We start from the raw sequence: 15,447 nt of genomic DNA, 5'->3' as shown, positions 1-15,447 counted from the left end.
TTTCGACGAGGAATTTGATGCCCAAGGCTCTTTGTCTTATCAGCCTTGTGGCGTCCATTCTGATTGTCGTGCTGTTCCTTGCCGACGCCGCGATGGGGTTCGCCGGTATGCAAGATGTTGCGCCGATGCGTTCGGCCAGCCTGTTGATGGACATCGTGTTCGTCGTGCTCGGCTCAGCGATGATTTTCATGAGCTGGAAAACGTATCGCGAACAGCGGTAGCCGGCCAACGGGTGTCTGCTTTTCTTGGTGTTATCGCCTCGGTGTCATTAGCCTCGGGCCATTTCCTTCGCCTGTTTTGCAACGGCCAGAAACCGATCTCGCGTCTTCGAGTTGAGCATCTGCTTGTCAACTTGTTTCAGATGCTTGATTGCCGCGATTGGATCGGCTGGGCTGGCGGATAAGTACAGGCTGGCGACTCGGGTTCGCCACTCAGGCGCATTTGCGGGGTAAACATCACTGCCAATCTTCAGCAATGCGATGGCGGCTTTGGTGTGGTGGTTGCGGATCAGTCCAGCAGCCAGACGGGCAAGCGAAGCTGGCAGCAGCACAAACTGTCGATCGACTTTACGTTCGGCCGCAAATAAGGCAATCGCTCCTGCGTAATCTTCTTGCGCCATCAACGCGTCGATTTCCTGTCGCGTTTGTGCGACCGGATCAACCAAGACGGTTCCGTCGTCAAAGTCAGGCAAGCTTAAGTCATGATCGAACAGATTGACTTTCACCGCCGTCCGAGCGCCGGCGAATGCAACCGGATCACCCGGTATCAAATCGGGCGTGTCTGGCGAAGGCGTCGTAGTCGCCATAACGTTGGACTGAATTTGATGCGGCATTTTTGGAATCACCGCCTGTGGTGGCCCCTTCGGTTTTAACGATTGCAAATGCTTGGCCCGCTCTTCCCTTTCGCGTTTGGCGATCGCCTTGGCTTTGTAAGGCTTGCCGCCCCAGATCGAAATCAAGTCGTAGCCTTCGCAGTCGACCCACCCCCAAACCAACATGCCCGCGCCGCACGCGGCACCTACGATAAAACCGTTCAGGTGCAATGCTTCGCTGCTGAGCGGCATTCCCATCAACCAAAACATGAACATCTCTTTGGCGACAAACATCGCGCACACTGTCGAGATCGCCCATTCGCGAATCCCGCCGTCGGGCGCTGGCATGAACAGCCCCCAGCGAAAGTAGACGTCGAAGTTGTTGCTTGGCGCCCAGATCACGCACACCGCTAACAATCCAAAGATGACGGCGGACGCACCTAGGGATCCAAACCCCTCTTGCATCAGATCTTTGCGCCACTGACTTTTCAGTTCTTTCTTGACGTCTTCATCAAGCGGGCTGTCGGGGGAATCAAACATCGCGACCATCTCGGCCGCATCGCTGCCGGTGTCGAACGGCAACATCATCGTCTGTTGAGTGAATCCTTGGACGGTTCCGATCGCCATGTATAAAGCCAACATGCGTGCCCAGCCAATCTTGCCTTCAACGACCAAGCCGAATGGGAACAGAAACAGCATGTTTCCGATCAGGTGGAACCAACCCATGTGCAGGAAGTTGTGCGTCACCATCTGGATTGGATGGTAGCCATCGCCAAACGCCAAGATCCAAGGCGTCACGTCAACGCCGGTCATAAAGATCGCCCAGTGGACCACCACGTTGATCACTACCATCACCGACGTCACGATCGGATAGTGGTACAACGGCGCGTCGGTGCCGTAGATGAAGAACATAGAGATGCGTTCCAAACGGGTGGTCGGAGTTGGCAGGATTCCAGCATAACGTGCCCGATGGGTGATCTCTAGGTTCTATGCTCATTCGGTTCTGAGGCTGCCGGTGTCGCAAACTCAGGTTAAGTGGGCTCGAGTACTGTGTCTCGTTAGGTTGCATTTTGCTGCAATTCGATCATTGCCCAAGTCATTTTCTAGGGAGCGACTGTCTCCCTCAGTCAGGCTGTTTCGTTTGCAAATGGCGGAATATTAGTTATGTCAGTTTCAATCCTCCCGATCTAATCGTTGCAGTCGATACCGGCAGGACAACTATCTCGCGTTTTAGTAGCCAGTTGCGCTGTCAAGTTGATTCGTGGCATATTGTTTCCATAGGACGAATTTTCTTTCCATCAGCCAACAGACGTATTTTATTTTCAATGGGGCACGGCAACCTATCCCTATCGATTGATCAGATCTCAGTTGGCGCGACATGCAGTCAGCCGATTGTGTCGGATGCTGGTGTGTTGCTGGTGGCGGCCAACACGCGAATTACCCAGCAGGTGATTACCGGCCTGCGTGAGCGGCAAATTGAATCGATCTCGGTTGATCCGCGTGATCTGGGGGTGCTTAGTCGCGAAGCCAAGCCCGCGCAAACACCAAAACACGATCGAACGAAGCCAGATGGCCATTGGGATCCTCTGCGTCCGGTCAAAGATCAATTGGTGGATCGGCATGGTGAACGTCTTAGCGCCCAGCGTAGTGCGCAACTTGACTTGAACGTTTCGACGGCAAAGAAAGCGATGGACAAGTTTGAAACGTTGTTGTTGACGGAACCCATTCGGTCAGTTGCTGACTTTGCCGAACTATTTGAATCCTACATCGACTTGATGGTCGACGACCTTGATCAAACCGTCGGAGCGATGGCGTTGAAGATGGCCGTGGACGAGGCGTCAGAGCGTTCTTTGAAGATTGCTGTTTTGGGGATGTCGGTAGCCTGCGAACTTGGGCTATGCGGAACCCAAGTTCTCGAAGTCGGCATGGTCGGGTTGCTGCACGACGCCGGTCTACGTGTGATGGACCCCGAGCTGCTTAAACCGCTCGAATTGCTGACCGAACAACAGCGGTGGGAATACCAAAAACATCCTTTGGTGTCTGGCAAGTTTGTCGCTGGCGTCACGGGAGTTCCTCCCAATGTGAAGATGGCTATCGAGCAGGTTCACGAGCAATTCAACGGCTCAGGTTTTCCACGAGGCGTCAAAGCACAACGCATTCACTTGTACGCCAGAATTCTGAATGTCGTGGATGCCTACTTGCAATTGATCTCAGCAAACTCCCTGCGCTCAGGCATTCTGCAACATGATGCGCTCGGCTTGCTGCTGTATCAGGCCAGTCGTGGGCTGTTTGATCCTCAGGTCATTCGAGCTTTCTTGAATGTCGAGTCGCTGTTTCCGTTGGGCAGTCATGTTGAACTTAGCACTGGGCAGCTTGCCAAGGTGATTCGTCGTCCGAAGGTCGGATTCGCTTTGCCCGTGGTCGAAACGAGCGAAGGTGAACGCGTCGATCTTGAAAGCTCGAAAACCCAAGTGGTGCGTCCCATGTCCGTCGGCAACGAGGAACCGACTCGCCTTACCCAAGAAATGATGGAATCGTGCGACTGGAATCCGGCCAGTGCTTCGATCCTGGTGTGATTTGATGGTTTGATTGGGCGTGAATCAGGGTTGAAAATCGGGCTGAACCGATGTTGCGAAAGACCGTATAATCGAGGTGTTGTTCACCTTGGTTCTTTCCGTTTCGGGTTACTTTTGGATGCGTTGGATTCTATTCTGCTTTGTCGCATTCGTGGCGATTTTGATTGACACAGTCGTCGTGCCGGTTGAGTCGTGTGGTGCAGCCGAACAGAGTGGGCTTAGTGACTCCCTGGCGTACAATCGAGCGATTGATCTCTATCGAGGCGGCCAACTCATTGACGCCGCCGCTTTGTTTCAATCGGTCGCCGCGTCTAGCGATTCGGCTCTTGCTGCCAAGGCCCGTTACAACCTGGGCAATTCTTACTATCGTCAAGCGGTCCAGGCGATCGAATCGCAGGACCCCAAGGCAAAATCAACCGCGATCGACATGCTGCGATCGGCAATCGCCCATTACCGCAGCGGCCTGCGGCTTGATCCAGCCGATGATGATGGTCGGGCGAATATCGAGTCTGCTGCGAAGCTAATCCAGCAGCTCGAGCAGCCGGATCCGCAAGAATCGGAATCACAGCAGTCGGACGAAACATCGTCCGAACAAGATTCTCAGAACCAAGGATCCGAGAACCAAGGATCCGAGAACCAAGATTCTGAGGGTGAGCCGTCGCCGGGTGACGAGACTGACCAGGGGCCGAAAGAGCCTCAGGATCTGGACAGCTCCGATCCTGCTGAAGAGTCTCCGGAACCGTCTGAGCAAAAAGAGAACGGCGAGGAATCTCAGGACAGCCAGCCGCCTGAGGAATCTGAGAAACAGGAAGGCGAATCTGCTGACCAGTCTGAGGGGAGTCCAGGCGGGGCTGAGCAAGATGAACCATCATCGGGGGAACCATCACCCGGCCAAAACGAAGGGCCTGGCCAGGATCCTGGTGATCCGAATGAAACGGACGGCGGTTCGCCATCCAAGCAAGAGGAGATGCCCGAGCAAGATCAGGCGGGCAACGAAGGGCAACAGGACGGCAAGGATCAGGGTGAGCCAGATCAGGGCGAGACAGAACAGGGGAAAACCGATGATAAAAGCGAAGCAAGTGCAGGCGAACTGACCGAGTCCGACCCCAGTGAATCGTCCGACGATGAATCGGAAAGCGGCGACGTGGCTGCAGTTCCGGCCGAGCAGTCGGGTGAGATGACACCACAGGAAGCTCGGAAAATGCTGCAGGCGATTCGCGATCGAGACATGATTCGGCGACTTCGGCAAAAAGCCGCGGCTCGCGATCAGCGAGTAATTGTCGACCGAGATTGGTGAAGTTGAATTGAGCCTTTGACCCGCAATCGTCTGACTCACCTTCGTGGAGGACCCCCTCAAGTGAATCTGTGCCGACAATCCCATTTAACTCTCTCGCTGCTAGCCATTTCGTCGATCGCGTTGTTTCTGACGGGATGGCCCGCCGCTAGCGCCGCCGATGTTGCGATCGCGATTTCGTCGAAACAGGCTTACGTTGGAATGCCTGTTACTTTGCAGATCCGCGTTGACGACGCGTCTGGGACCGTTCAGCCCGAGATTCCTGATGTTGACGGTTTGTCGATTGTTTCGGTCGGTCGGCCGCAAATCAGTTCGCAGATCGTGACCTTCAACGGCCGCCAGCAAACCAATCGAACATCGATGATTTACCAGTATGAAGTGACGGCCGAGCGAGCTGGTGAATTCGTGATCCCGCCGATCAAAATCACCGGTGGCGGAGCCGCAACGATCACCGAAGCGGTGCGTTTTACGGCCGAGAAAAGCGAAACGGGCGATACGATGTTCGTCGAAATTGTCGGTGAAAAAGACAAGGTCTTTGTCGGTCAGTCACTCAACGTGACGCTGAAGATTTGGGTTCTCCCTTATCACGATGAAGAGAAAAATCTAACGCTTGGTGAATCTGAAATGTGGCGTTCGATTTCTAAGCAAACCAATTGGGGGCCGTTTGAAAAGTCGCTTGAAAAACTTGCCGGTAATCGTCAGAGACCGGGTGGGCGAGAAGTCATTCGTACGGATTCAAAAGGCAAATCTCGCAATTACTTTCTTTACGAAATTGACGCCACGATCTATCCCACGCACGCTGGAAAAATCAGCGCGGACGACGTCCGGATCGTTCTGAACTATCCGGTTTCGATTGGTCGCCGTCGCGATCCGTTCGCGTCGATGTTCGAAGCGATGGATTCGCAGTTTGGGCGATCAGCGTTTCAAGACGATTTTTTTCGTGGCTTCACGTCTGGATTGGCGGTCACCTCGGTGCGTCCGGTCGTGGCGGAAGCAACGGCACAATCGATCGAAGTCGTTGCCATTCCTAGCGAAGGACGGCCTGACGATTACGTCGGCGCGGTGGGGCAATACTCGATCGATGCCGAAGCGTCGGATACGAATGTCAAGGTTGGTGATCCAATCACTTTGACGCTGACTATCAACGGGACCGGCCCGATGGACCTGGTGAGAGCGCCGCCGCTTGCGAGTCAGTCTACGCTGACTGAAAAATTCAAGGTTGCCGAGGATGATCTTGCCGGATTTGTCCAAGGGCAACGTAAACTGTTTCAAACCACGATTCGTCCCAAGTCGGAGGACGTGTCGAAGATACCGCCGATAGCATTTACATTTTTTGACCCTGAAACCGGCAAGTTTGTGACGGTTGCCTCCGATCCGATTTCCATCGACGTGCAACCAGGTGACATGCTGGCACTCGACTCAGTCGTCGCAAACCGTGCGGCGACGGTTCGTTCGGACGAAACGAAGACTTCCAGCGGCGGACTCGGAATGGCGTGGCTCGCGTCGGCAAGGTCTTACCAAACGGTCTTTGACGGATCCGACGTGCTGGTCAATCGGGATCGGGCCAGTGTTTTTAGCCGCGGCGTGATGGTCGCATGTGTGCTGCCGCCTGTGTTGTTTCTGGGCGTGTGTTTGTTGGTTTCGCGAAATCGCTTTTGGGCGTTGTTGCCACCCAATCGCCGGTTTGAGCGAGCGGTCGCGGCAGCCGGTTCACGTGTTGAAGTTAAGGCAGCATTGTCACGGCTGATTGCTTCGCGTTTGGGAGCCGTCAACGAGCAGGGCAACGACGATTTCATCATCGGGCTGCTACGGCGCAGCGGCCAGTACGAGTTGGCGATTCGCGCCGAGCGATTGTTCGCGTCGTCTGAATCGGTGACTGGCAGCGAATCGGAAAAGGATCTGGAATCGTTCAAGAATGAGTCGCGGTCGATCGCATCGCAGCTAAAGGCGCAAACGCATGTGCGAGCTCGGAATTTGAAGTCAACCAAGGCGACGGCATCGATCGTCATTGCTTTGATGGTCTCGATGGCGTGTGGTGTGCACGCAGTCGCTGAGCAATCGACGATGACCGCGGCACAGCGGGAAGCGATGCTTTCCAATGCCATGGAAATCTATCGTACGGCCACCCAAGAGTCCTCGGCGGATTCCGCAGCAGATTTGTCAAAGCAATCGTTTGCCGAAGCGGCACAGATGTTTCAGGCGATTGCAGATTCGGGCGTCGTGAATGATCGGCTGTTTTTTAATCTGGGCAATGCGGCGTTTCAGTCAGACCAGCCTGGGAGGGCGATTGCAGCGTATCGAAAGGCGCTGCGCATCGATCCCGAGAGCGCGATGTATCACGATCAGCTTCGTTTCGCCGAGTCGGAGGCAAACATCAAGCCAGATGGCGAACGGGCGAAGTGGTTCAACGATGCTGTGCTTCGGTTGGTTCCGCCGGCCGGGATGAAAGTGGCGGCGCTGGGGATTTGGTCGATGGGATGGGCCGTTGCCGCGGCGACGTTGTTGTTTCGCGGATCGACGGGATGGAAGCGTTGGGGGCGTGGCATCGCGGCTGTTTTGGTACTAGCGTCAGTCGTTGCCGGTGCATCGTACGCGTTTCGAGTGTTGCCGCTAGTAAGCGACAGCACCGCTGTAATTGTCGCTAGTGAGGTTGCCATTCACGAGGGTGATGGGCAGGAATTTGCGGTGGTCGAACAGCTCGAAGGCGCCGAAGGCGAAGTGGCAGAAGTTGTTTCGCGTCGTGGTGGCTGGACACAGATTCGTCGGTCAAACGGTGTTGAAGGATGGGTAGCAAACCGAACGATTGAACTGATTTAGTTGTCGTTGCTGGAAAGACGTTTGGAAAATCGGTTTCAGCAAAACAAAAAAACGGCGATGTGAAAATCACATCGCCGTTTCCGTTTGAAGTTAGCGGTTGTTCGAACCGAGACTACTTAGCCGCTTCTAGGTCGGATTTGCGTTTCGCTTCGATGATTTCTTCTTGGATGTTCGCTGGGACCTGATTGTAAGTCGCCAGTTCCATCGTGAACGTTCCTTGACCTTGCGTCATGCTTCGTAGGTCAGTCGCGTAGCCGAACGTTTCGGCCAACGGTACTTCTGCCTTGATGATGCAGTTGCCGTCAAGAACGTCGGTGCTGGTCATCAAACCACGTCGCTTGATCACGTCACCAACGACTGGTCCTTGGAATGTTTCCGGGCATTCGATTTCGATGTTCATAATCGGCTCGAGCAACTTCGGTGCGGCTTGCTTGAAGTACTCGCGGAAGCAACCTTGAGCGGCTGTATAGAAGGCCTTTTCGGACGAGTCAACGTCGTGGTAGCTACCGTCTTCCAAGTCGATTCGAGTTCCCACGACTGGGTAACCAGCCACGGGGCCTTTGCCCAAGCTATCGCGGAATCCCTTTTCAACAGGTGCGATGTATTGCTTTGGAATACGGCCACCGGTGACGTGATCTTCGAATTCGAAGCTGTCTTCGCTGTCCGACGCGATCGGGCAAAGCTTGCCCTTGATGTGAGCGAATTGGCCCGAACCGCCGGATTGCTTCTTGTGCTTGTAATCGAACGCAACTTCCTTGGTGGGGCTTTCGCGGTAGCTAACCTTGGGGGCACCTACTTCGATGTCAACGCCATACTCTCGACGAATTCGTTCGACATAGACGTCCAAGTGCAGCTCGCCCATTCCGCTGATCAGGATTTCCTTCGTTTCTTCGTCGCTGAAAACGCGGAAAGTAGGGTCTTCCTTGCGGAAGCGAAGTAGCGCCTTGCTCATCTTGTCGGCATCGCCGCGGTTCTTCGGGCTGACCGAAACCTTGATGACCGCGTCCGGAATGAACATCGATTCCAGAGTACAGAAATCGCGTTCCTGGGCGTAGGTGTCACCACTGGCCGAGTCGATACCCATGACCGCGACGATATCGCCAGCCGAAGCCGAGTCAATTTCGTCACGCTTGTCGCTGTGCATTCGGACGATGCGGCTGAACCGTTCACTCTTGCCGGTCCGTTGGTTGACGTAAGTGTCGCCCTTCTTGATCGTGCCTTGATAGATACGCATAAAGGTCAGTTGACCGAACGGATCTTCGACGATCTTGAACGCCATTCCAACGAATGGGCGAGTTGCATCGGGCAGCAATTCGATTCGGCGTTCTTCGTCTTTCGGGTCACGGCCTTTGATTTCGCGATCGAGCGGGCTAGGCAGATAGCGAGTCACGGCGTCGAGCAACGGTTGAACACCCTTGTTCTTGAACGCGGTGCCCATGAAGACAGGCGTTGCGCCCGCAGTGGCAGCGTCGCGAACGGTGGCGTAGATCATTTCTTTCGAGATTTCTTCTTCGCTCAGAAGTTTCTCCATCATCACGTCGCTATACATCGAAAGCGATTCAAGCATCTCACCGCGTTTTTCATTGGCTTCGTCAACCAGGTCTTCTGGGATCGGCACTGTCTTGACGACTTCGCCTTCTTCACCTTCGTGCAAATAGGCGACCATTTCGATCAGGTCGACAACTCCCTTGAAGTTCTCTTCCGCGCCGATTGGAATCTGCATCATGAACGCATCGGCGCCCAGTTTGTCGCGAAGCATTTGGACGACGCGGTACGGGTTCGCACCGGTGCGGTCCATCTTGTTGATGAACGCGAGGCGAGGAATGCCGTAACGCTTCATTTGACGATCGACGGTGATCGATTGGCTTTGAACACCACCGACGCTGCACAAAACCAAAACCGCCGCATCGAGGACGCGAAGCGAACGTTCTACTTCGACGGTAAAGTCCACGTGGCCAGGGGTGTCGATCAGGTTGATGTTGTGGCCTTTCCACTGGACCGAAGTCGCGGCACTGGTGATCGTGATCCCACGCTCTTTTTCCAGTTCCATATGGTCCATCGTGGCACCATCGCCGCCGCCTTTGACCTCTTCGATCTTGTGAATTCGCCCGGTGTAAAAAAGGATCCGCTCGCTGAGGGTCGTTTTACCCGAGTCGATGTGAGCACTGATCCCGATGTTTCTTGTTTTCGCCAGACTCATAACTTTTTACCTAAACGTACGTGCGATTTGCCAATTCACTTGGGGACACGGGCAACATTCCCGTATCAGGATTTGAAATGCCCAAGAAATCGGTCTTCGCACGCTCAGTCTTTTTTATTTGAACGCTTGTCCGGTCGGATTCTAGATCGCAATCGATCGATCCAAAACCGGGCACGCAAAGGGGACGGCCGCGTGGATAACTTGTTTCAGACACCGGTCTCGTTGCCAACGTTCAGTTGAACGTCAACCGCGGATTTCCGGCCCTGTCGAAACGATTGGGGAATATGGCAAAGGTTTTGCGAAAGAGGAAGGGCAAATCTTGGTCCAAATCCCCTTGCGGCAAACTTTCTTCGTCGGCATACTCTTGAACCCGCAACTTTCATCGCGGGTTCCGTGTCGTTTTGATGCGGAATAGGCGAGCCGGCGATCATCTTTTCAAAGCATAAGAGTCGTCGGCCGATCAGTCCGTTCGCCCCATTAGATCTAGAAGTACCCGATGGCACCACGCCCAATGAGCACGCGTAGTCGTGCTCGCAAACGCAGCCGAGTCCGCTCGCGAACCAAAAAGAAAGATCCGATCTTTGTCGATGGTCAGCGCCCGCGTCCTATGTATGTCGATTACAAGGACGTTGAACTGCTAAAGAAGATGATCAACCGGCAAGGCCGCCTTGTCGGTCGTCGCAAGAGCGGCTGCACCGCAGCTAGCCAGCACGCCGTTAGCGCCGCAGTTAAGCGGGCCCGCTTCATGGCTCTGTTGCCGTTCGTCGGCGAGTAGAGCAGGTCGCGAAGTGAGGCAGGTCGCAGGGAACGGGTCACATTCGTCAGGGATCTAAGTGATCGGTTGTCTTAAGAATCTGAAACCTGTTGCCTAAAATCTGAAGCGTATTTGTGTTTACTGTCCAACGCCGCGTCGAGTTTCGAGATACCGACGCGGCCGGAATTGTCCATTTTTCGGCGTTTTTCCCGATGATGGAGTCGGCCGAGCATGAAATGCTCAGATCGATGGGGATCTCCGTATTTCCAAAATCAGCACCCAACGAGCATCCGTTGAGCTGGCCTCGTGTCTCAGCAAGCTGCGACTATTTGTCTGCTGCTCAGTTTGAGGATCTGTTGAGGATCGATGTACATGTTGCCCAAATTGGCAATAGCAGCGTTACCTATCGATTCAAGTTCACCCGGGACGAAGTTGTTGTCGCCGAAGGCAGTCTGACCGTGGTTTGCTGTCTTTTGACGCCCAAAGGCCTCTCCAAAACGCCGATTCCGGCTGAACTGCGAGAACTGTTCCAAAAGCACCTTTGAAAGCAAACCCTTTCTGGTCAGGCTGCGTAACAGGCACATTGAACTTTTTAGATCTCCCTGTGCGCCAAAGAATGGTTTCCACGATGCACCTTGTCCCCTCGTTGTGTTTGACCGACTCGATGCAATTTGCCGATTCGATGATATTGGCCCAAGGTGCGAATTGGTTGCCCGCTTGGCTGACCCCTCTCTATGTGATCGCCATCGCGATCTTGATTGGTGCGGCTGCTGCAATTTTGCTGTACGGACTGCTCTCGCTGCTGTCGTTCATCCCGGTTTTGGGCCGTCTGGCTGATTCGCCAAAGCGGGCGATCATCGCTTCCTTGGTGATTGGCGGGCTGTTTTCGGGTGTGCTTTGTTCGCAATATGTGCCGAATTCGGGCGAGGATGACTTCGCTTATGCATTAATTTTGCCGCTGACGACAATCGGAATGTTGTTTGGATTCGGGATCATTTACGGGATGTGGCACCGGACTCGATCCGAGTGGTTCGAAATCCTTGGCGAGGGTGTTGTCCCATATCTGCTGGGTGTCGCAGGGCTATTTGTGGTGATTGGTTTGGCGTCGGCGCCGCTGGTGACTGAACCGATGGCGTTTTTTGATTCCATTCCGGCGGTGAACTTGGTAGGCGATGGAGTCGAAGAGTTGACAGTCGTCGTGCCCGGTGTCGGTGACGCAGATCCTGATACGTCACCGTTCCACCAAGCCAGCATTGAATACAGCCTACGAAACATGTCTGTTTTGCAAATTCGCAGCGACAAGACGGTTCTGATTGCCGACTCGGCCGATACGAGTGCGTTTTCAAAAGTTCCGCACCGCGTCAACGCCGACGAAGAGCAGTTCTTTCGGTCCGAGAATCGTGATGTTCCGCCGATTCCCGGTGATCCTTCGCGACTGCACATTCAAAACCGCGAGATCAACCCGGCCACCGTGGTCTTCTCGATCACGAGTACTCCGCCGATTCCTGAAGCCAAGTCGATTGTTGCAATCGCGTTTTCATTCTTGCTGTCGATCACTGCAATCATGACATTTCGTCAAGCGGCACCTCGAGTCTGGGCGTTGGCGTTGTCGACGGCTAAGAACGAAATGGCCCAGCCGCTGTACTTGTTGCTGATGACGCTGGGCATCGTTGGCGTTGTCTTTTTTGGGTTCTACCCATTCAATACGTTGGGCGACGACATCCGATTGCTCAAGGATAGCGGCGTGACCTTGATCATGGTGCTAGGAATGTTGCAAGCGGTTTGGAGTGCGGGAACGACGGTCAGTGACGAGATCGAAGGTCGTACCGCATTGACCGTTCTTAGCAAGCCTGTCAGTCGTCGCTCGTTCATCCTGGGTAAATACGCTGGTATCATGTTGTCGGTGTTGGTGTTGTTCGCGATTATCGGTGCGGTACTGCTGATCGTGATCAGTTACAAGCCGATTTATGACGCTCGCGAAACGTCTCGAGCCGCCACGGTTTGGCAAAATGGTTTCGAAGAAATCATCACCACGATCCCAATTCTTGGTTTGTATTTCATGGAAACCATGGCGATTGGTGCGATCGCGGTCGCACTTGCGACTCGGTTGCCGCTGCTTGCTAACTTCATTACCTGCTTTGTGGTCTACGTGATCGGAAACTTGACCTCGCCGCTGGTTGCCTCGACTAAGGGAAATAACGAATTGGTTGGGTTTGTCGGTAAATTGATCGCGGTGGTCGTGCCGAATTTGAATATTTTCAACGTTCAAGCGGCCGTCGACGCTGGAAATGCGATACCGCTGATCTACTTGGCGGGGGCTTTTAATTATCTTGTATGCTTCGCAATTGCCATTTGGATGCTTGCGATGTTATTGTTCGAGGACCGTGACTTGGCTTAATCGCCGGTTTGGTTGGATCCGACTTGGGACCTCGTTTTTATATTCCCTGAACCCTCTTTTGGGAGTTCGACGAGGTTGAGTCGATTAAGCACGCTATCGCAGCCCCGAAGTGAACCGCAAGCCGGCGGAGCTCTGCTGTCCTATTTATGGGCCGCTCTTGCTGGCCTGCTGGTGCCGGCACTGGTCGTCATGGTCGGCGTCATAGCCGTGCTGTTAAATTCCAGCGACGGGCTGAGTGGCTCCGGCGTTCGGTTGGGCTCACATCTCCACGTTCCGATCAGTCCGGCGCTATCTCAGCAGGCACCGTTGATCCAATTGACGGAGCTGGTCGGTCTGACGTTCCTAGTCGCAACGATCTTTTCGGTTGCCGTTTGGCTGCACCGCCGGGCGGCTGACCGGCGGGCCTGTCGAGTCGTCAAATCGCTTCACGACCGCGTCCTAAAGCAAAGTCTGCGTCGGGCTGAACTCGAAGGTGCGGCGGCACAGCATATCCGCGCGCAACAACTGATAGGCCATCAGCTTCCGCTGGTTCAAAAAGGGTTGTCGCTGTGGTATCGCGCGATCCCACGCAGCATCTTGATGTTAATTGGTTGTGTGACGTTGGCGGTATGCGTAAACGTTTGGCTTGCACTGTTAGCAGTTGTCAGCGGTGTTCTGCTTTGGCAGTTTTCGCGTCGATTGCGCCGCAATGATGAAGCCGATCTGAATCACTGGGAAGTCCCACGCACCCGCCGGCGGATGGCCGAACTGGTTGGGCAAGCGCCGTTGCTAGCGCGGTTGCAATCACAGGGGTTAGCTGATCACGCGTTCCATGCTGAATTGGAAACTCTGTATCGTCGCCTTCACAACGAAGATGCCCGGTTAGGACGGATTTGGCCGCTGTTGTTCTTTGCGGTGTCAGCGTCGATTGCTGTGCTGATCTTGGGACTGGGGGTCAACCTATTCGGAGTGGATAACGGTTTAAGTTTGCCGGCGGCGTTGGTGATCGGGCTTTCGCTTTGCGGAGCAGTTGCTGCGGCAGGCCGCTTGATCGGGTTGGCCGGCCAGTTGGGCGAATATGGTGACGCTAGTGATGCGGTTTACCATTACTTGCACCGGAGTAATGAGATCGCGCCGAGCGAGCAACGCGTCGGGCTAGCCGGGCTGCGAGACAGCGTTGAAATTCAGGACGTCACGCTTGGCGATTCCAGCGGGAATCCAATTCTCAGCCATCTTAGCTTGACGTTGGCGCCGGGTTCGTTCGTGTCAATTCTGGGTACCGACGGTGTCTCGACTCGGGCGCTGACTGAGCTGTTGATGGGATTCGGAATGCCAAGTGAAGGACGCGTTGCGATCGATGGCATTCAACTGCGTGACATCCATCCGCAAGCGCTGGCGCGTAACGTGATGTGGATCGAACCGGATGGGCCAATTTGGGAAGGTACGATCATCGAAAATTTGCGCGGTGACGATGAATCAATTAACAACAGTGACTTGGTCGCGGTGCTTGAAAAAGTTGACGTTTACGAACGTCTTCAGCGATTGCCTGACGGCCTGAACACAATCATCACACCTGGCGATTCGATGCTCGGAGTCGAAACGACCTACGCGATCGGTGTTGCCCGCGCAATGCTTCACAATCCGCCGATCGTGCTGACTTCGGAGCCTGCCCCGCCCGCAGAACACCTCAGTAGTGATCCGTGCTTGGCGGCGCTGAAAGAGCTAAGCGAAAAAGGTTCATTGGTGGTCGTCTTACCCAAGCGACTTCAAACCCTGCGCTCGGCCGACCGTGTTGTGTTGCTAAACGGGCCGCGTTTAGTTGGCGAAGGCAAGCATGCCGAATTGTTGGCCGACAGCGACTTGTATCGCCACATTAACTACTTGCTATTCAATCCTTACCGGCATCAAAAGTCGTAAGTCTTTCCTTCCTGCTCCCCCCCCGTTCCAGGTTCAATCGCATGACACGAATGTTCACAGTTACTTGTCTGTTTCTTTTGGCAGCCCACGGAGATGCGTTCGCTGGCAAGAATGTTGCGATCGAGCCGAAGACCGGTGAGGTCGGATCGCCCTCGGTCAGCGAAACGTTCGATAGTGCCCTGGCGAGTCCGAGCACAGGCGTGAAGGGCGAGTGGAAAGTGGTCGATTCAGCGTTGGTTGGCAAAGAGCTGTCCTCCGATAAGCATGCTGCAGTGCTGAATTACCAGATGAAGAATCGCAACTCGGTGGTTCGGTTTTCGTTCAAGCTCGACGACAGTACTCGGGGATTCATGTTCAGCTTGAACCACGCGAAAGGACACCTGTTTCGAGTCTCGGTGACTCCATCGGAGGTGTCAATCAACTTGGATAAAGACAAGAAGGATCCAAAGTCCAAGGCGATGAAGTTGGCGACTGCCAAGGCTGGTTTCGAGCAGGGAAAATGGTACACGATGCAAGTTGAAATGAAGGGCGATCGCGTCGTCGCGCAGACTGACAACGGTGCTTTGCTTGATGTTGTTCATCCCCAACTTGATGTCGACAAGCCGAACTATCGCTTCGTCATGAAAGGTGATTCACTATCGATCGATGATCTGCAGATTTGGACCTTGAACTGAATCTGCGTGAATGAACACTGCCGTGTG

Annotated in this window: 11 protein-coding genes; 9 read left to right on the top strand and 2 right to left on the bottom strand. The window is 54.3% G+C overall.

Annotated elements, in window-relative coordinates; all coding sequences use genetic code 11:
- Positions 1-17 precede the first annotated feature (17 nt).
- Positions 18-221 (top strand): hypothetical protein, encoded by a 204-nt coding sequence (locus tag Poly59_RS13790; RefSeq protein WP_146534694.1) that lies wholly within the window; start codon positions 18-20, stop codon positions 219-221.
- A 47-nt stretch (positions 222-268) separates the two neighbouring features.
- Here Poly59_RS13790 and Poly59_RS13785 read toward each other — a convergent pair whose 3' ends face one another.
- Positions 269-1,723 carry a rhomboid family intramembrane serine protease gene (locus tag Poly59_RS13785; RefSeq protein ID WP_146534693.1) on the bottom strand — a complete coding sequence of 485 codons (1,455 nt, stop codon included), beginning with the start codon at positions 1,721-1,723 and terminating at the stop codon, positions 269-271.
- Between the two features lie 413 nt (positions 1,724-2,136).
- On the opposite strand from Poly59_RS13785, the gene Poly59_RS13780 reads away from it, so the two are divergent.
- From Poly59_RS13780 to Poly59_RS13770, 3 genes are all read left to right on the top strand, one after another.
- Positions 2,137-3,387, top strand: a complete 1,251-nt coding sequence (locus Poly59_RS13780; RefSeq protein WP_146534692.1) for an HD-GYP domain-containing protein — start codon at positions 2,137-2,139, stop codon at positions 3,385-3,387.
- Between the two features lie 118 nt (positions 3,388-3,505).
- Complete coding sequence (locus Poly59_RS13775; RefSeq protein ID WP_146534691.1) at positions 3,506-4,684, top strand: hypothetical protein; 1,179 nt, start codon at positions 3,506-3,508, stop codon at positions 4,682-4,684.
- Between the two features lie 60 nt (positions 4,685-4,744).
- Positions 4,745-7,498 (top strand): BatD family protein, encoded by a 2,754-nt coding sequence (locus tag Poly59_RS13770; protein ID WP_146534690.1) that lies wholly within the window; start codon positions 4,745-4,747, stop codon positions 7,496-7,498.
- A gap of 112 nt (positions 7,499-7,610) precedes the next feature.
- On the opposite strand, the gene fusA is transcribed toward Poly59_RS13770, so the two are convergent.
- A complete protein-coding gene (gene fusA / locus Poly59_RS13765) occupies positions 7,611-9,698 on the bottom strand; it encodes an elongation factor G (protein ID WP_146534689.1) in 2,088 nt (695 codons plus the stop codon).
- 496 nt (positions 9,699-10,194) lie between these two features.
- Between fusA and rpsR the strand changes: the two genes are divergently transcribed.
- The 5 genes from rpsR (at position 10,195) to Poly59_RS13740 (ending at position 15,420) form a co-directional block, all read left to right on the top strand.
- Positions 10,195-10,473 carry a 30S ribosomal protein S18 gene (gene rpsR, locus Poly59_RS13760; protein WP_246151639.1) on the top strand — a complete coding sequence of 93 codons (279 nt, stop codon included), beginning with the start codon at positions 10,195-10,197 and terminating at the stop codon, positions 10,471-10,473.
- A gap of 113 nt (positions 10,474-10,586) precedes the next feature.
- A complete protein-coding gene (locus Poly59_RS13755) occupies positions 10,587-10,997 on the top strand; it encodes an acyl-CoA thioesterase (RefSeq protein WP_246151638.1) in 411 nt (136 codons plus the stop codon).
- Positions 10,998-11,080: 83 nt separating this feature from the next.
- Positions 11,081-12,850, top strand: a complete 1,770-nt coding sequence (locus tag Poly59_RS13750) for an ABC transporter permease (RefSeq protein ID WP_146534688.1) — start codon at positions 11,081-11,083, stop codon at positions 12,848-12,850.
- A gap of 75 nt (positions 12,851-12,925) precedes the next feature.
- Positions 12,926-14,746 (top strand): ATP-binding cassette domain-containing protein, encoded by a 1,821-nt coding sequence (locus Poly59_RS13745; protein ID WP_146534687.1) that lies wholly within the window; start codon positions 12,926-12,928, stop codon positions 14,744-14,746.
- Between the two features lie 41 nt (positions 14,747-14,787).
- Positions 14,788-15,420: a family 16 glycoside hydrolase gene (locus Poly59_RS13740; protein WP_186776242.1), complete on the top strand. Its 633-nt coding sequence runs from the start codon at positions 14,788-14,790 to the stop codon at positions 15,418-15,420.
- The last annotated feature ends 27 nt before the right edge of the window (positions 15,421-15,447 follow it).

The sequence above is a fragment of the Rubripirellula reticaptiva genome (genome assembly GCF_007860175.1).
Lineage (GTDB): Bacteria > Planctomycetota > Planctomycetia > Pirellulales > Pirellulaceae > Rubripirellula > Rubripirellula reticaptiva.
The sequence above is the reverse complement of the archived record's forward strand: the minus strand, read 5'-3'. Positions and strand labels throughout refer to the sequence as shown.